Source organism: Streptomyces sp. NPDC030814 (assembly GCF_055572155.1).
On the sequence record NZ_JBVIDX010000043.1, the window covers coordinates 1 to 17,587 of the forward strand.

Genomic DNA, 17,587 nt, shown 5'->3' on the forward strand with positions numbered 1-17,587 from the left:
CGAGCTGGCATCTGAAGGCGAGGGTCGATAAGCCACCCCGGAAGCCTCCCACTCACAAGGTCAGCACATCCACCGAACTTACGAAAAGGTCAGTAGGAGCGTCCGATCAGGTCGCGTGGTCTGGTGCCTTGCGAGGTGCGGTGCCAGACCACGCGACCCGGGCGGGCATAGTGAAAGGACCCCTAACCCCTCAGGCGATGCGCCCTGTCCTCTCACCCGGTCCGGTGTTCACTCGTGTCCGGTTGTTCCAGATGGGTGGCGAGGACGGCGGCCTGGACGCGACGCTGGACGCCGAGCTTGGCCAGGAGGCGGGAGATGTGGTTCTTGACGGTCTTCTCGGACAGGTAGAGCCTCTTGCCGATCTCCCGGTTGGTGAGCCCCTCGCCGATCAGGGCCAGGATGTCCCGCTCCCGCGGCGACAGACTCGCCAGCTCGGACGGTTCGGCCGGGCTCTGCACCGGCTCGGTGCGCAGCGAGCGCATCAGGCGGGCGGTGGTCGCGGGGTCCAGCATCGACTGGCCGGAGGCCACCGTGCGGACCGCCGAGACCAGGTCCGACCCCTTGATCTGCTTGAGGACGTACCCCGAGGCACCGGCCATGATCGCGTCGAGCAGGGCCTCCTCGTCGTCGAACGAGGTCAGCATCAGGCAGGTCAGCTCCGGCATGCGGCTGCGCAGCTCACGGCAGACCGAGATGCCGTCGCCGTCCGGCAGTCGCACATCCAGGACGGCGACGTCGGGCCGCAGCGCGGGGCCGCGCACCAGGGCCTGCTCGACACTGCCGGCGTCGCCGATCACCGAGATGTCCGGCTCGGAGTCGAGCAGATCGGCGAGGCCCCGGCGGACGACCTCGTGATCGTCCAGCAGGAACACGCGGATCGGGTTCTGCTCGGTGAAAGTACGCGGCTCGGACATCGTGGCCCCTCGTTACCCGGCGAAGAGGACAGCCCACGGTCTGCCCATGGTGACGATCATCACGCGCCAGGGGCGACCGCACTAGGGCCGATCGGCCCCCTCGGGCACCGCCCTTCCGCCCGCGGGCGTGCCCCGGAGCCGGGCCATGGGCCGCCAGGCCCGCCGCCCGGACCCTCCGGCCCCGTCGCCGCGGCCCTTCGGCATCCGGCGCGGCGGGGCGCGGAATGCGAGGGTGGGGGATGCCGGGGCCCGGTCCGGCCGCATACGAAGGGAAGCATCGCCATGGCCGTACACGAGCACCCCTCGGGTGTGACCGTCGTGGCGCGCCGCTCAGAGTTTCGCAGCGTGGTCCGGGACATAGGTCCGCAGATCGCGCGGAGGACGCTGGTATCCGGTCGAGGGGGGACGCTCGGGCAGTTCCAGCACCGGCGGCGGGACGTCGTGGTACGGCACCGAGTCCAGCAGGTGGGCGATCATGTTCAGCCGGGCCCGCCGCTTGTCGTCGCTCTCCACCACGAACCAGGGCGCCTCGGAGATGTCGGTGTGCACCATCATCTCGTCCTTGGCCCGCGAGTACATCTCCCAGCGGGAGATCGACTCCAGGTCCATCGGCGACAGCTTCCAGCGTCGCAGCGGATCGTCCAGCCGCTTGCGGAACCGGTCCTGCTGCTCGGTGTCGCTCACCGAGAACCAGTACTTGCGCAGCAGGATCCCGTCCTCCACCAGCATCCGCTCGAATATGGGGCACTGCCGCAGGAAAAGTTGGTACTCCTCCTCGGTGCAGAAGCCCATCACATGCTCGACGCCGGCCCGGTTGTACCAGGACCGGTCGAACAGCACGATCTCCCCGGCCGCCGGAAGGTGCTGGATGTACCGCTGGAAGTACCACTGGCCGCGCTCGCGCTCGGTCGGTTTCGGCAACGCGGCGATCCGGGCGACACGCGGGTTCAGATGCTCGGCGACCCGCTTGATCGTGCCGCCCTTGCCCGCCGCGTCCCGGCCCTCGAAGACCACGACCAGTCGGGCGCCCGTCGTCCGCACCCACTCCTGAAGCTTCGCCAACTCCGTCTGCAGACGCAGCAGTTCCTCTTCGTACGCCGCACGCGGCACCTTCGTCGCCTTCTTGCCGGCCATGCCGCCTCCACCGCCCTTTGACCCCCGTCGATGAGTTCCGGAGTCACCCATGACCAAGGTCGAACACCAGAACGTCACCGTACTTTCCGACGACGAACTGCGCACCCTGGACGCCCACTGGAGGGCCGCCAACTACCTGGCCGTCGGGCAGATCTATCTGATGGCGAACCCGCTGCTGACCGAGCCGCTGCGGCCGGAGCACATCAAACCGCGGCTCCTCGGCCACTGGGGCACCTCGCCCGGCCTCAACCTCGTGCACACCCACCTCAACCGCGTGATCAAGGCGCGCGGCCTCGACGCCCTGTGTGTCTGGGGACCCGGCCACGGCGGGCCGTCCGTGCTCGCCAACTCCTGGCTGGAGGGCAGTTACAGCGAGACCTACCCCGACGTCCCCCGGGACGCGCAGGGCATGGAGCGGCTGTTCCGGCAGTTCTCCTTCCCCGGCGGAGTACCGAGTCATGTCGCTCCGGAGACACCCGGCTCCATCCACGAGGGCGGCGAACTCGGCTACTCGCTGGCCCACGCGTACGGCGCCGCCTTCGACAACCCCGGTCTGCTGGTCGCCTGCGTGATCGGGGACGGAGAGGCGGAGACCGGGCCGCTGGCCGCCGCCTGGCACTCGAACAAGTTCCTCGACCCGGTCCACGACGGGGCGGTCCTGCCGATCCTCCACCTCAACGGCTACAAGATCGCCAACCCGACCGTCCTCTCCCGCCTCCCCGAGAGCGAGTTGGACACGCTGCTGCGCGGCTACGGCCACATCCCGATCCATGTGACCGGCGACGACCCGGCGCAGGTGCACCGCGCGATGGCCGCGGCCCTCGACGAGGCGCTGGACCGGATCGACCTCATGCAGCGCACCGCCCGAGAGGACGGTGTCACCGAGCGCGTGCACTGGCCGGTGATCGTGCTGCGCACCCCGAAGGGCTGGACCGGCCCCGCCGAGGTGGACGGGGAGCCCGTCGAGGGAACCTGGCGCGCCCATCAGGTCCCGCTCGCCGGAGTGCGGGAGAACCCGGACCACCTGCGGCAGTTGGACGCCTGGCTGCGGTCGTACCGGCCGCAGGAACTCTTCGGCCCCGACGGCCGGCCCGTCCCCGACGTGCTCGCCTGCGTCCCCGAGGGCGCCCGCCGCCTCGGCGCCACCCCGCACGCCAACGGCGGGCTCCTCGTCCGCGACCTGCCCGTCCGGTCCCTCGACGACTTCGCCGTCCCGGTGGAGAAACCCGGCACCACCCTGCACGAGCCGACCCGGGTCCTCGGCGGCCTCCTGGAAGCGGTCATGAACGACACCCGCGGGCGCCGGGACTTCCGGGTCGTCGGCCCCGACGAGACCGCCTCCAACCGGCTGCAGGCTGTCTTCGACGCCAGCGGCAAGGCCTGGCAGGCCCGGATGCTGCCGGTGGACGAGCACCTGGACCGGCACGGCCGGGTGCTGGAGATCCTCTCCGAGCACACCTGCCAGGGCTGGCTGGAGGGCTACCTCCTCACCGGCCGGCACGGACTGTTCTCCTGCTACGAGGCGTTCGTCCACATCGTCGACTCCATGGTCAACCAGCACATCAAATGGCTGCGGACCTCGCGGGAGCTGCCCTGGCGCGCCCCCATCGCATCCCTCAACTACCTGCTCACCTCCCATGTGTGGCGGCAGGACCACAACGGCTTCTCCCACCAGGACCCCGGCTTCGTCGACCACGTCCTGAACAAGAGCCCGGAGGTCGTACGGGTCTATCTGCCGCCGGACGCCAACACCCTCCTCTCCGTCGCGGACCACGTCCTGCGCAGCCGGGACTACGTCAACGTCGTCGTGGCCGGGAAGCAGCCCTGCTTCGACTGGCTGTCCATGGACGCCGCCCGCGCCCACTGCGCGCGCGGCGCGGGCATCTGGGACTGGGCCGGCACGGAGAACGGCGGCGAACCCGATGTCGTCCTCGCCTGCGCCGGTGACGTCCCCACCCAGGAGGTGCTGGCCGCCGCCCAACTGCTCCGCCGCCACCTGCCCGGACTCGCCGTGCGGGTGGTGAACGTCGTGGACATGACCCGGCTGCTGCCGCGGGAGGAACACCCGCACGGAATGAGCGACTTCGAGTACGACGGGCTGTTCACCACCGACAAGCCGGTGATCTTCGCCTACCACGGCTACCCGTGGCTGATCCACCGCCTCGCCTACCGCCGTACCGGCCACAGGAACCTGCACGTCCGCGGCTACAAGGAGTCCGGCACGACGACCACACCGTTCGACATGGTCGTCCGCAACGACCTGGACCGCTACCGCCTCGTCATGGACGTCATCGACCGCGTCCCCGGCCTCGCCGTCCGCGCCGCCGCCGTCCGCCAGCAGATGGCCGACGCCCGGACCCGCCACCACGCCTGGATCCGCGAACACGGCACCGACCTGCCCGAGGTCGCCGAATGGGCCTGGAACGCCTGACGGTCACCGTCCCCGGCAGGCCGCCCTCCACCGGCGGACCGCCGGCCGCCGCCCGCCCCGGGGCTTCAGCCCGCCGCGGCGGGCACCGGGCCCGCCGGCTCCTCGGGCTCGGGCAGCCGGGGACGCACCTCGAAGACATCGGTCAGGCCGGTGCAGCGCAGCAGCCGCAGGAAGCGGGAGTTGTCGGTGACCAGCCGGAGCCGGCCGTGCTGGGTCCGTGCGCGGTTGCGGGCCCGGCACAGCACACCGAGCCCGGAGCAGTCGATGAAGTCGACCGGGCGCAGATCCAGCACCAGGTCGGGATGGGGACGGGAGGTCAGGGCATCCAGACGGGCCGCGAGCGCGGGAGCCGTCACGACGTCTATCTCGCCCCGTAGTGTCACGACGGTCGCGCCGGCGGAGGTGCGGTGCGTGCGGTACGGCGCGGACCCGGTGTCGTTCTCGTCCATGACACGAGACAAGCCCTGGTGACGGGGTCCGCGGTAGGGCCGTTCGGTCCCTTTCGAGCGGGTCCGACCGGGACCGGGGACCCTCCCCACGGCCCCTGCGGCCCGTGCGAGGTGCGCGCCCAGCGGACAAGCTGGATGTGTCGGGCTTTTCCGGCAACTCGGCGAAAGACGGTGAGGAGCGTCATGAAAGGCTTCGTCTTCCACGGACCCGGGCAGTCAGCCTGGCAGGACATCCCCGACCCCGAGCTCATGGACCCCACCGACGCGGTCGTACGAGTCGACGCGGTGACCATATGCGGCACAGATCTGCACATCCTGAAGGGGGACGTCCCCGACGTGCGTCCCGGCACGGTCCTCGGGCACGAGGCGGTCGGCGAGATCGTGGAAGTCGGCAGCGACGTCCGGACGGTACGCCCCGGCGACCGGGTACTGGTCTCCTGCATCAGCGCCTGCGGGCGCTGCCGCTACTGCCGGGAGAGCGCCTACGGCCAGTGCCGGGGCGGCGGGGGCTGGATCCTCGGCCATCTGATCGACGGCACCCAGGCCGAGTACGTCCGCGTCCCCTTCGCCGACCTGTCCGTCCACGTGCTCCCCGGCACGGTCGCGAGCGAGGACGCCGTGCTCCTCGCGGACATCTTCCCGACCTCCTACGAGGTGGGCGTCCTCAACGGTCACGTCCGGCCGGGGGACACCGTCGCCGTCGTCGGGGCCGGTCCCATCGGCCTCGCCGCGATCGCCACGGCGCGGCTGTTCGCCCCCGAGCGGATCGTCGCCGTGGATCCGGCCGCGGCACGGCTGGAGGCCGCCAAGCGGCTCGGCTCCGACGCCGTGGCCGACGCCCGCGAGGACCCCGAGCAGCTGATCGCCGACCTCACCGACGGACTCGGCGCCGACGTGGTCATCGAGGCGGTCGGCCTGCCGGAGAGCTTCGAGGCGTGCACCCGCATGGTGCGCCCCGGCGGTCACGTGGCCAACGTCGGCGTCCACGGCAGGCCCGCCGTACTGCACCTCGAAGACCTGTGGATCAAGAACATCACCCTCACCACCGGCCTGGTCGACACCAGCTCCACCCCCACCCTGCTGCGCATGGCCGCCGCCGGCCGCCTGCCCACCGCGGAACTGGTCACCCACACCTTCCCGCTGAGCCACATGGAGGAGGCGTACGACATCTTCGGCCGGGCCGCCGACACCGGCGCCCTCAAGGTGGTGCTCGGCGACCTGCCGCACCGGGAGGTCGCCGTCCCCGCGGCCTGAGCCCCGCCGCGCGACAGCGCGATGGCGAGGGCCCCTGAATCGAAACGGGCCGGCCGCCGGCGCGCACCCGGAACGGAGCGACACCGCGGGGGATCGGTGCCGCTCCTGACTCCATTGTCCCTCCGGTCACCCCCGTCCCGCAGGGGCCGAAGGTCCCGACCCCGGGGCCGCTCTCGGCGCCGGTCGCTGCCCTTCGTCACAGGCGGAGCTGCCCGCCCGGTCCCCGCCGGGTCAACCGGATTCGCTACCGTGCCAGGGGGCCGACCAGTACGTTGGCCACATGACCGGACCGGTGGGGTCCGTCGGACAGGGGACCGGAGGGGCCGTCAGGTGGGAAGCTCGGAGGAGGCCCGGGTAAGGCTGCCGCAGCTGAGGCTGGACGAACTGCTGGAGGAGCTGCAGGCCCGCCTGGACGCGGCCCGTGGCACCCGGGACCGGGTGCACAGCCTGCTGGAGGCGGTGCTCTCGGTGGGCCGGGAGCTGGACCTGGAGCAGGCCCTGCGCAGCATCGTGGAGGCCGCCGCCGCACTCGTCGACGCCGAGTACGCGGCACTCGGGGTGATCGGACCCGACGGCAAGCGTCTGTCCGCCTTCCACACCGTCGGAGTGACCGAGGAGCAGATCGCCGGCATCGGCCCCTTCCCCGAGGGGCACGGCATCCTGGGCGAGCTGATCCGCCACCCCGAGCCGCTGCGCCTGGCGAAGCTCTCCGACCACCCGGCGTCGTACGGCTTCCCGCCGCACCACCCGCCGATGAACACCTTCCTCGGTGTCCCCATCCGGGTGCGCGACCAGGTCTTCGGGAACCTGTATCTGACCGAGAAGCGCGGCGGTGCCCAGTTCGACGAGGAGGACGTCTCGGTCACCCTCACCCTGGCCGTCGCGGCCGGTGTGGCGATCGACAACGCCCGGCTGTACGCGGAGTCCCGGCTCCGTGAGCGCTGGTTGCGGGCGAACGCCGAGATCGTGCACCGTCTGATGGCCGGAGGGGACCGCACCGAGGTCCTCGGTCTGATCGCCGACCGGGCCCGGGAGATCACCGGCGCCGCGCTGGCCGGGGTCGCGATGCCGATGGAGGAGACGGACTCGCTGTCCGTGGAACTCGCCCTGGGCCAGGAGGCCGAGACACTCCACGGTCTGGTCCTGCCCGTGGAGGGCAGCCTGCTCGGTGAGGCCTTCGCCGGGGCGACCGCCGTCACCAGCCCGGACGTCGTCCACGACGTACGCCTCTCGGCGGGGGCACCGGGGTTCACCGGTCTCGGACCGGCCGTGGCCGTCCCCGTGGGCACCGGCGAGAGCGGCGTACGCGGCGTGCTGCTGCTGGTGCGGGAAGCGGGGCGGACGCCGTTCACCGAGAAGGAGATCGACCTCCTGCGGGGCTTCGCCGCGCAGGCGGCGATCGCCATGGAGCTCGCGGAACGCAGACTGGAGGCCGAGGAGGTCGCGGTCCTCAAGGACCGGGACCGGATCGCCCGGGACCTGCACGATCTGGCCATTCAGCGGTTGTTCGCCACCGGTATGACCCTGCAGAGCGCGGGCCGGTTCATCGAGCACACCGAAGCCTCCGAGCGCGTCTCGCGGGCCGTGGACGACCTGGACGAGACCATCAAGATCATCAGGTCGACGATCTTCGGCCTGCGCACCCGTGAGGGAGCCGCGGGCAGCGGTCTGCGGGCCCGCGCGACACGGGTCGTCGGGGACGCGGCGCCCGTTGTGGGCTTCGCGCCCAGCGTGCGGATGGAGGGCCTGCTGGACACCGAGGTGCCCAAGGAGATCGCCGACCACGTGGTGGCCGTCCTCTCCGAGGCCCTCACCAACATCGCCCGCCACGCCCGCGCCGACCGCGCCGAGGTCGTCCTCGCCACCGACGGGGACGAGCTGCGCCTGTCGGTCACCGACAACGGCGTCGGCGTCCCGCCCGCGGGCCGCCGCAGCGGCCTGCGCAACATGGCCGAACGCGCCGAACAGCTCGGGGGCGGGTTCGACCTGACACAGCCCGCCGGCGGAGGCACCTGCCTGGTGTGGCGGGTACCGCTGAAGCACACCTGACCGGTGGGGCCGGGCCGTCAGCCGTCCCGGCGCCACCGGACACCCTCGCCCCACGGCACGGCGACGACACCCGCACCGTCGCGTGATGGCCGCGGGGCACCCGCCGGGCCGTTTCCGGCTCCGTCCCCCAACCCACCCCCTTCGTCGACCTCTGGAGGTCGCGCCGCCATGAGGGTCCACCACCTCAACTGCGGGACCATGCTCCCGCCCACCGCCCGGCTGGTCTGCCACGTCCTGCTCATCGAGGCGCCGAACGGGCTGGTCCTGGTGGACTCCGGCTTCGGACTGCACGACGTCGACGATCCCGGACGGCGCCTGGGAGGGTCACGCCGTCTGATCAGGCCCGTGCTGAAGGCGGACGAGACGGCGGCCCGCCAGGTCGAGGCCCTCGGCTTCCGCCGTGACGACGTCCGGCACATCGTCCTCACCCACTTCGACATGGACCACATCGGCGGGCTGTCCGACTTCCCCGCCGCCCAGGTGCACATCACCGCGGCCGAGATCCGCGGGGCCATCACCTCCCCGTCCCGGCGGGAGCAGAACCGCTACCGGCCCATCCAGTGGGCGCACGGCCCGAAACTCGTCGAACACACCCCCGACGGCGAGGCATGGCGCGGCTTCGCCGCCGCCAAGGAGCTCGACACCATCGCCCCCGGCATCGTCCTGATCGCCCTGCCGGGCCACACCCGCGGCCACGCCTGTGTCGCCGTCGACACCGGTGACCGCTGGATCCTGCACGCCGGCGACTCCTTCTTCCATCGCGGCCTCATCGACGGACGCACCCCGGTGCCGCGCGCCCTGCGTGCCACGGAAGCGCTGCTCGCCCACGACTTCACGCAGGTGCGCGCCAACCACGCCCGACTGGCCGAGCTGTACCGGCGCGCCGACGGGGACCTGACCATCGTCAACGCACACGACCCGCTCCTGTTCGAGAAGGCACGCGCCGCCGCGTAGGTCCACGGCGGACGCACGACGGTCACGGGCGCCCGGCGCCGGGGCGGCCCCGCCGCTGGCCGCTGAGGTCCCCTCTTTGACCGCGCGGACCAGTTCTTCCCGAACCGCCACTCCGTAGGTTCCCTTCAACCCCCCGACGAGGGGACCGCGAACGGTTGGACAAGGGATCGGGTTCATGGAAACAAGCCGGTACGACACATGCGTGATCGGGGCGGGGCCCGCGGGGCTGGCGGTCGCCAGGGCCCTGTCGGAGCGGAACCTGCCGTACACCCACCTCGAACGGCATACCGGGCCGGGCGGCATCTGGGACATCGACAACCCGGGCAGCCCGATGTACGAGTCGGCCCACTTCATCTCCAGCAGGACCCTCTCGGGCTTCGGCGGGTTCCCGATGCCCGACACCTTCGCGGACTACCCGCCGCACCGGCAGATCCTTTCGTACCTGACCTCCTTCGCCGACACCTACGGGTTGACCGAGCGCATCGAGTTCGGCGTGGAGGTCGAGAGTGTCGAGAAGAACGCGGACGGCACCTGGACGGTCACCCGGACCGACGGCCGGCGGACCACGCACGGCGAGGTCGTGGTGTGCACGGGCGCCCAGTGGCACCCCAACGTCCCGGAACTCCCCGGCGACTTCACCGGCGAGATCCGCCACACGGTCGGTTACCGCAGCGCGGAGGAACTGCGCGGCAAGCGGGTCCTGGTCGTGGGCGCCGGAAACTCCGGCTGCGACATCGCCTGCGACGCGGCCCGCAGCGCGGACCACGCGGTGATCAGCATGCGCCGCGGCTACTGGTTCATCCCCAAGCACCTCTTCGGCCGGCCGGTGGACACCATCGCGAGCAGCGGGCCGCACCTGCCGATGTGGCTGGCCCAGCGGGTCTTCGGCGCCCTCCTGCGGATCCTCAACGGCGACCCGACGCGTCTCGGCCTGCCGAAGCCGGACCACAAGCTGTTCGAGACGCACCCCGCGATCAACTCGCTGCTGATCCACCACCTCCAGCACGGGGACATCACCGCCAGGCCGGGGATCGCCCGCACCGAGGGCCGCACCGTCCACTTCACCGACGGCACCCGCGACGACTTCGACCTGATCCTGCTGGCCACCGGATACGTCCACAGGGTGCCGGTCGCCCAGCAGTACTTCGGCGACGAGCAGCACCCCGACCTGTATCTCTCGTCGTTCTCCCGCGAGCACCAAGGCCTGTTCGGTGTCGGCTTCATCGAGACCAACTCCGGCGCGTACCAGCTGTTCGACACCCAGGCCCAGCTGATCGCCGGGTACATCCACGACGCACGGCACCGGCTGCCCAACGCGGAGCGGTTCGCCCGCATGATCCGTACCGACCGCCCCGACCTGTCCGGCGGCATCAAGTTCGTCGCCTCGCCCCGCCACACCGGCTACGTGGACAGCACCGCCACCGTGAAGCACCTGTCCAGGATCGCCGCCGACATGGGCTGGCGCACCGAGGGCCAGCCCCCGCCCGTGCGGTCCGCGCGGCGCATGGAGGCGCTGTCATGAGCCGCTACGACTTCCACGACAAGGTCATGCTCGTCACCGGCGGCGCCGGGGGGATCGGCAGCGCGCTGTGCCACCGCTTCGCCGCCGGCGGCGCCCGCTGCGTCGTCGTCGACCTCGACGAAGGCCGCGCCGAGCGGGTCGCCGCCGAACTGCCCGGCACCGGCCACACCGCCCTCGGCTGCGACCTGGTGGACCGGTCCCGGGTCGAGCACCTCTTCGAACAGGTCTCGGACCTGTACGGCCGGCTGGACGTGCTGGTCAACAACGTCGGCATGACCAGCGCCGAACGCTTCGACGTGCGCAGCGTCGAGAGCATCGAGCGGGAGATCACCGTCAACCTTGTCTCGCCGCTCGTCACCACCAGGATCGCCGTCCCGCTGCTACGGGCGTCGCAGGACGCCCGGGTGGTCACCACCGTCTCCCTCGGCGGGATCTTTCCCCTGGGTGAGACCCCGATCTACACGGCTTCGAAGTTCGGGCTGCGCGGCGCGATGCTCGCCATCGGCCTGGACCTACGGAGCAAGGGCATCCTGGCCGGATCCGTACTGCCGTCGGCGACCGACACCCGGATGCTGCGCCAGGAAGCGGTGGACGGCGGGAACTCGCTCCAGTTCCAGGACGCGCCACAGCAGCCCGCCGACGTGGTGGCGGCGGTGGTGAGCCTCCTCGACCGGCCCCGCCTGGAGGCGTATCCCCGCCCCGGCGAGTCCCGTCTGGTCCGGCTCGCGATGCTGGCGCCGAACCTGCTGCCGAGGATGTTCCCGCTGTTCCGGCAGCGCGGCGAACGCGGCATGGCCCGCTATCTCGACGAACTGCGCCGCCGCGGACTGGCCCGGCAGGTCGACGGACGCTGGGAACTGGTGGAGGAGAAATGACCGTCGTCGACAGCCCCGCCGTCCTGGCCGTCGTCAACCCGGCCACGGGGGAACTGATCACCACCGTGGCCGCCACCGGCGCCGAAGGGGTCGCCGAGGCCGCCGAGCGGGCCCGCCGGGTCCACGAGTCCGGTGTGTGGTCGCGGCTGCCCGTCCGGGACCGTGCCGCGGTGCTGCTGCGCCTCGCCGACCTGATGGAACGCGACACCGGGATTCTCGCGCGGCTGGACAGCGAGGACGCGGGAAAGCCCGTCACGGAGTGTCTCACCGGTGATGTACCGGGCGCCGTCGAGTCGATCCGCTGGTTCGCCGAGGCGGCCGACAAGGTCTTCGGCCGGGTCTCGTCGGGAGGGCCGGACGGTCTGGGCCTGGTGACCCGGGAACCGGTCGGCGTGGTCGCGGCGATCCTGCCCTGGAACTATCCGCTCGCCATGACCGCCTGGAAGGTCGGGCCCGCACTCGCCGCGGGCAACTGTCTGCTGGTCAAGCCCGCCGAGGCGACCCCGCGCTCGGCCCTGCACCTGGCCGGGCTCGCCGCCGAGGCCGGCCTGCCCGACGGCGTCCTCACCGTCCTCACCGGCCACGGCTCCGTCACCGGCGCCGCTCTCGCCCGGAGCCCCGTCGTGGGCGCCCTGTCCTTCACCGGTTCCACCGCCACCGGTCGGCGCGTCCTCAAGGACGCCGCCGACAGCAACTTCAAACGCGTCTCACTGGAGATGGGCGGCAAGAGCCCCCAGGTGCTGATGGCCGACGCCCTCTCCTACGGCGACGAACTCATCGACCACATGATCGAGGCCGCGTTCCTGACGATGGGCCAGAACTGCACGGCGGGTTCCCGTGTCCTGGTCCACCGCGACATCGGCGAGGAGGTACTGGAGCGATTCACGACCGCCGCGCGGCGCCTGGTCATCGGCGACCCCGCGGACCCACGCACCCAGGTGGGACCACTGATCGACCGGGCGGCCTTCGACCGGGTCGCGGCGGCGGTCGACGCCGCCCGGGACGGCGGGGCCCGCGTCCACACCGGCGGACTGCCCCACGGACTGCCCCGGCACGGGGCCTACTACCCACCCACCGTGATCACCCGTGCCCCCGAGGGCAGCGACGTCCTCACCAGGGAACTGTTCGGCCCGGTCGTCACCGTGCAGACCTTCACCTCCGAGGACGAGGCGATACGGCTGGCGAACGCCACCGAGTACGGGCTCGCCGCCTCGGTCTGGACCCGCGACCTCGACACCGCCCTCCGGCTCGCGCACGGCGTCCAGGCCGGTGTGGTCTCCGTGAACGCCTACAGCGAGGGCGACATCACCACGCCCTTCGGCGGCTGGAAACAGTCCGGCTTCGGCGGTGCGGAGAAGTCGACCGACGCCTTCCACCAGTGGACCCGGGAGAAGACGGTCTGGATCCGCACTCGCTGATCCGGGTGCGACCAGGGCCGGCGCGGGCTCGGCCGCGCGACCGGCCGTGCGTCAGCCGAACGACCCGCCGACGGACGCCCGGCGCTCCAGCAAGGTCGTACGCAGCTCCATCGGTGTCACACCGTGCCAGCGGCGCACCGCCCGCCGGAGCGCCCGGACGTCGGCGAAACCGGCCTGCCGGGTGATGTCACGCAGCGTCGACTCGGGCCGCAGAACGAGCTGTTCGACTCTCTCCCGGCGCACTCCGTCGACGAGCGCCTCGTACGTGGTGCCGCACTCGGCGAGCCGGCGCCGCAGGGTGCGTTCGCTGGACGCGTGTCTGCGGGCCTGCTCCACGAAGGAGGGGACGTCCGGAAGGCTCTGTGCGATGGAGATCTCCAGCACTTCCAGGAGGTCCTGCTGGTCACGGCGGGACGCCAGCTGCGAGTCCATCAGCTCCAGGGTCGAGGCGTACGTGATGGGGTCCCGGCCCGGCTGGGCCGCGCGCACCCAGCGGGCTGGGAGGACCAGGCGGTTGCCGGGCGCGCCGAAGCGCAGCGGGCAGCGGAACACCTCGCCGAACCGGCGCGTGTCCCGCGGCGCGGGGAACGTGAAGTCGACCACCTGCGGCGCGAACGAGGCGCCCAGATTCAGCCGCGTGAGGGTGGTGGCGCTGGCGTACGCCTCCTCGATCAGGAAGACGGCGACCGCCGGGTCCAGCGCCGGGTCCGGCAGATCGGCGCGCAGCACATAGCCGTCGCCCTCCCAGCGGGCCGACCACACCAGCATCGCCCCCGAGAGGTTCTGATAACGCAAGCCCGTCTCGATGGCCTCCTGGAAGGTCTCGGCGGCCATCATGGCGAGGCCGAGCGGCCCCCACGCGGTGAGATGCTGCGCCGCGCCCACCCGCAGTCCCAGGTGCTCGTCGCCGGTCTGCTCCAAGGCCCGGCGGATGACGTCGCTGCCCTGCCGGTAGGAGACCCGCAGCGCGGCGGAACGCATCACCGAGGGGGCGAGACCGACCTTGTCGAGCACCGGCCGCAGATCGACACCGTCCTCCTCGGCGACCCGGGCGAGGTAACGCAGGATGTTCGGGGCGATGGTGGCGGAGGTGCTGCGGCTCGTGCCCGGGTGGGTGGCGGCGGTGGTGGCCGGGGTGCCGCGGCCGGTGTCCGCTCGGCCGGCCGGGGTGCCGTGAGCGGGTTCCGGGACGGTGGCCGGGGCGCTGCCTGCGGGGCCCTCGGTGGCGGCCTGGCCGGGAGCATCGTGCATCGCGTTCCCTCTCGCCCGGGCCGTCCCTCGCCTCACTGTAGGCAACGGAGCACCGGCCTGTCGTGGGTGTGGCCGCCGAGGCCCCCTTTGCGGCCTCCGACGCCCTGCTCCGGGACTCCCCGGCTCCCTACGGTTGCGCCACGGAGCCCGCCCCCTGCCGCCGTGACCCCTCAGGGCACGCGGCGCGCGAGCGTGAGAGACGAAGGACGCCATGACCGCACCTCCGCAGACCCCGGCCCTCCGACGCTCGGCTCGCCGCAGCCCGTTCGCGCCCGCCCGGCGGGTCACGGCGACGGTGTTCGCCGCCCAGGGAGCGGCCGTCGCCGCCGTGTCCACCACCGTGCCGGCCGTCAAGGAGCGTCTCGCCCTCTCCCCGCAGACGACGACCGCACTCGTCGTCGCCCTCGCGCTGTGCGCGGGCCTCGGCAGCTTCGCCGGGCTGGGGGTGATCCGGCGCCTCGGACCGGTCGCGGCCATGCGGGCCGCCGCCGCGACTGCCACCGCCCTGCTGCTGATCGGCTGGGCCCCGGACCGGACCACCGTCGCGGTGTCCTACGCCCTGTTCGGCCTGACGCTGGGGTGCATCTCATAGTAGCCGTCGTTATGACGGCGGTCATAGGATGGCGGCGTCAGGTCGTGCGAATCGGCATGCTGGAGGCAGGAATGGCGCAGTCCGTACGGGGGCCGCGTGAACGCATGGTCTTCAGCGCGGCCCAGCTGATCCGGCGCGACGGGGTCGCCGCCACCGGTATGCGTGAGGTCGCCGCCCACGCGGGCGCGCCGCGCGGCTCACTTCAGCACTACTTCCCCGGCGGCAAGGAACAACTGGTCAACGAGGCGGTGGACTGGGCGGGACGGTACGCCGCCCGGCGCGTCGCCCGTTTCCTCGCCGCGCTGGACGAGCCGACGCCCGGCGGGCTGTTCGCCGCGATGGTGCGCCAGTGGACCGACGAGTACGGCACCGCCGGGTTCGCGGGCGGCTGTCCCGTCGCCGCCGCGACGGTCGACTGCGCCGAGTCCACAGCGTCCACGCGTGCGGCGGTGGCCGCCGCGTTCGCCGCCTGGACCGGGCCGGTGGCCGGGGCCCTGACGGACATGGGCGTACCCGAGGAGCGGGCCCACGCGCTCGCCACACTCATGATCAGCGCCCTGGAGGGGGCGATTCTGATGGCCAGGGCCGAGCGCGACGTCCGCGCCCTGACCACCGTGGCCCGGGAACTCGGCCCCCTCCTCGACGCGGCGGTGCCCGAGACCCGCTGACCGGCGGGGTCCGCGGACACGACCTAGCGCAGCGTCGCCAGGAACTTCCCCAGCCGGGCGATGCCCTCGCGCAGGTCCTCGGCCGACGCCGCGTACGACAGCCGTACATGGCTCTGAGCCGTGCCCACGCCGAAGTCCTTGCCCGGTGTCAGTGCGACATGGGCCTCCTGGAGGGCTCGTTCGCAGAACTCCCACGAGGTGAGCCCGGTGCCGCTGACGTCGAAGTACACGTAGAAGGCGCCGTCGGGCGGCACCGGCACCGGCAGTCCGATGCGCTCCAGGCCGTCGAGCACGAGTGCCCGGCGTTCGGTGAACTCCACCCGGCGGGCCTCGCAGACCGCCAGGGACTCCGGGGTGAAGCAGGCTAGGGCGGCCTGCTGCGCCGGGGCGGACGCGCACAGGAAGTAGTTCTGGGCGAGGCGCTCCAGCGCCGGTACGAGCGGCTCGGGTACGACGCACCAGCCGAGCCGCCAGCCGGTCATCCCGAAGTACTTCGAGAAGCTGTTGATGACCACGGCACCGGGGTCGAACGACAGCGCACTGCGGGGCGGCCGGCCCCGCGCGTCATGGTCGCCCAGGTCGAGGTAGATCTCGTCGACGAGACGCCACGCGTCCCGTTCGCGGGCCGTCTCACAGATCGCCGCGAGTTCGTCGGCCGGCACCGAGGTGCCCGTGGGGTTCGACGGAGTGGCCACCATGACCCCGCGCGTGCTGCCCGTCCAGCTCGACCGCACCGACGAGGCGGTCAGCTGATACCGGCCCTCGGCGCTGGTGGGGACGAGGGTGACGCGGGCGCCGAAGCTCTCGACGATCTGCCGGTTGCACGGGTACGCCGGGTCCGCGATGAGCACCTCGTCACCGGGGTCGACGAGCGCGGCGGCGGCCAGCAGCAGCGCCGCCGAGGCACCCGCGGTCACGACGACCCGCGCCGGATCGACCTCGACGCCGTGCTGGTCCGCGTAGAACCGCGCGATGGCCTGCCGCAGTGCGGGCAGCCCCAGGGCCGCCGTGTAGGGCAGGGGCCGTCCGTCCATGGCGTCCCGCATCGCGTCCAGAACGGCGGGCGGCGCACCGAAGTCCGGTTCCCCGAGGCTCAGTTTGACGACGTGGCTGCCCTGGGCCTCCAGGGCGGCGGCATGCTTGCCGAACTCCATCGCGTAGAACGGGGCGACCGCCCGGGCACGTGCCGAGATCCGTATGTTGCTCATACCGGGACCTTAGGCCCGCTCGGCCGCGTGCACACACATCGCTGCCCGCCCGTCCATCCCCGGCGGATCTCCTCCTCCCCGCCCGGTGACTCCTCAGCGCCGAGAGAGCCCGGGGGCCTGTCCGGCAGGCGTCGCCGGACAGGCCCCAGCCGGCGAAGAGCGCTCAGCGCTTGAGCGTGAAGGTGAAGTCGCCGGAGAGTCTGCTGGTCAGCCGGACCGCCGAGACGAGGTTCCCCTCCGTGACCAGCCTCTCGACCGCGGACCGGGAGAGGGCGCAGCCCTCAGCGATCAGCCGTACCGGGCGGACCGGGATCCGCGCCGCGAAGCGGACCGACACGTCGATCACCTCGCGGTCCAGATGATCCGAACCGCCGGTGTCGAGTCGCCAGGCGCCGTCCCAGTCGAGGGCGACGCGATTGCGGCGCCGCACGACCGGATCCTGGAGCAACTCAGCCGCCAGAGCGGGGTCGTTGCCGTGCATCCGGTCCAGCAGTCCGGGTCGTACGGAACGCACAGGCGCCCGCTCCAGGACCGTGAGCTTCGCGGTGTCCCCGCACCCCGCGCAGAGCACGAGGAGCCAGGCGTCGAGGAGCTTGTGGTTCGCGTTGACACGGAATTTGCCGTTCGCCCGGAAGCGGTCGGACGTGCACGCGGGGCAGCGACGCACGACGAACGGCAGGCAGGTGGGCATGACCACCCAGTTGGTGAGCACAGAAGTACACCGGTTTCAGTGAGAAAGTCCGCAGCAGGAAGCGGCGCGGCGCACGAACGGGCGCGACGCGCGACCAATCAGCACTCGGGAGGTCTCACACGGTGTACAACGGCACGTCCTTGGTCCGACGACTTGGGTCGGCAGCACGGTAGTGGC

Annotated in this window: 15 protein-coding genes; 9 read left to right on the top strand and 6 right to left on the bottom strand. The window is 71.9% G+C overall.

Going from position 1 to position 17,587, the window contains the following annotated elements:
* Positions 1-212 precede the first annotated feature (212 nt).
* Positions 213-914 carry a response regulator gene (locus tag ACZ43N_RS41135; protein ID WP_468104754.1) on the bottom strand — a complete coding sequence of 234 codons (702 nt, stop codon included), beginning with the start codon at positions 912-914 and terminating at the stop codon, positions 213-215.
* A gap of 330 nt (positions 915-1,244) precedes the next feature.
* The gene (gene ppk2 / locus ACZ43N_RS41140) at positions 1,245-2,048 is read right to left on the bottom strand and encodes a polyphosphate kinase 2 (protein WP_468104756.1); all 804 of its coding nucleotides are present in this window, start codon (positions 2,046-2,048) and stop codon (positions 1,245-1,247) included.
* A gap of 49 nt (positions 2,049-2,097) precedes the next feature.
* On the opposite strand from ppk2, the gene ACZ43N_RS41145 reads away from it, so the two are divergent.
* Positions 2,098-4,479, top strand: coding sequence for a phosphoketolase family protein (locus ACZ43N_RS41145; protein WP_468104757.1), 2,382 nt, complete (start codon positions 2,098-2,100; stop codon positions 4,477-4,479).
* 65 nt (positions 4,480-4,544) lie between these two features.
* On the opposite strand, the gene ACZ43N_RS41150 is transcribed toward ACZ43N_RS41145, so the two are convergent.
* Entirely contained in the window at positions 4,545-4,928 is a 384-nt protein-coding gene (locus ACZ43N_RS41150; protein WP_468104759.1) for an STAS domain-containing protein, read from the bottom strand.
* Between the two features lie 183 nt (positions 4,929-5,111).
* Between ACZ43N_RS41150 and ACZ43N_RS41155 the strand changes: the two genes are divergently transcribed.
* The 6 genes from ACZ43N_RS41155 to ACZ43N_RS41180 all read left to right on the top strand — a co-directional run bounded on the left by ACZ43N_RS41155 (position 5,112) and on the right by ACZ43N_RS41180 (position 13,000).
* Positions 5,112-6,182: a zinc-dependent alcohol dehydrogenase family protein gene (locus tag ACZ43N_RS41155; protein ID WP_468104761.1), complete on the top strand. Its 1,071-nt coding sequence runs from the start codon at positions 5,112-5,114 to the stop codon at positions 6,180-6,182.
* 330 nt (positions 6,183-6,512) lie between these two features.
* Entirely contained in the window at positions 6,513-8,231 is a 1,719-nt protein-coding gene (locus ACZ43N_RS41160) for a sensor histidine kinase (protein ID WP_468104763.1), read from the top strand.
* 168 nt (positions 8,232-8,399) lie between these two features.
* Entirely contained in the window at positions 8,400-9,185 is a 786-nt protein-coding gene (locus ACZ43N_RS41165) for an MBL fold metallo-hydrolase (RefSeq protein ID WP_468104764.1), read from the top strand.
* 175 nt (positions 9,186-9,360) lie between these two features.
* The gene (locus ACZ43N_RS41170; protein ID WP_468104766.1) at positions 9,361-10,707 is read left to right on the top strand and encodes a flavin-containing monooxygenase; all 1,347 of its coding nucleotides are present in this window, start codon (positions 9,361-9,363) and stop codon (positions 10,705-10,707) included.
* Positions 10,704-11,582 (top strand): SDR family NAD(P)-dependent oxidoreductase, encoded by an 879-nt coding sequence (locus tag ACZ43N_RS41175; RefSeq protein WP_468104768.1) that lies wholly within the window; start codon positions 10,704-10,706, stop codon positions 11,580-11,582. Before ACZ43N_RS41170 ends, ACZ43N_RS41175 begins: the two co-directional genes overlap by 4 nt.
* Positions 11,579-13,000 (top strand): aldehyde dehydrogenase family protein, encoded by a 1,422-nt coding sequence (locus ACZ43N_RS41180; RefSeq protein WP_468104770.1) that lies wholly within the window; start codon positions 11,579-11,581, stop codon positions 12,998-13,000. The genes ACZ43N_RS41175 and ACZ43N_RS41180 overlap by 4 nt, the downstream gene beginning before the upstream one ends.
* Positions 13,001-13,051: 51 nt before the next feature.
* Here the strand turns inward: ACZ43N_RS41180 and ACZ43N_RS41185 are convergent, their stop codons facing one another.
* The gene (locus tag ACZ43N_RS41185; RefSeq protein WP_468104772.1) at positions 13,052-14,251 is read right to left on the bottom strand and encodes an AraC family transcriptional regulator; all 1,200 of its coding nucleotides are present in this window, start codon (positions 14,249-14,251) and stop codon (positions 13,052-13,054) included.
* 211 nt (positions 14,252-14,462) lie between these two features.
* Here ACZ43N_RS41185 and ACZ43N_RS41190 point away from each other — a divergent pair, with 211 nt between their 5' ends.
* A complete protein-coding gene (locus ACZ43N_RS41190; protein ID WP_468104774.1) occupies positions 14,463-14,843 on the top strand; it encodes a hypothetical protein in 381 nt (126 codons plus the stop codon).
* 71 nt (positions 14,844-14,914) lie between these two features.
* Entirely contained in the window at positions 14,915-15,511 is a 597-nt protein-coding gene (locus tag ACZ43N_RS41195) for a TetR/AcrR family transcriptional regulator (protein WP_468104827.1), read from the top strand.
* 23 nt (positions 15,512-15,534) lie between these two features.
* Here ACZ43N_RS41195 and ACZ43N_RS41200 read toward each other — a convergent pair whose 3' ends face one another.
* Positions 15,535-16,710: a pyridoxal phosphate-dependent aminotransferase gene (locus ACZ43N_RS41200; protein ID WP_468104828.1), complete on the bottom strand. Its 1,176-nt coding sequence runs from the start codon at positions 16,708-16,710 to the stop codon at positions 15,535-15,537.
* Positions 16,711-16,882: 172 nt separating this feature from the next.
* On the bottom strand, positions 16,883-17,431 hold the full coding sequence (locus ACZ43N_RS41205) for a DUF1062 domain-containing protein (protein ID WP_468104776.1): 549 nt from the start codon (positions 17,429-17,431) through the stop codon (positions 16,883-16,885).
* Positions 17,432-17,587 lie beyond the last annotated feature (156 nt).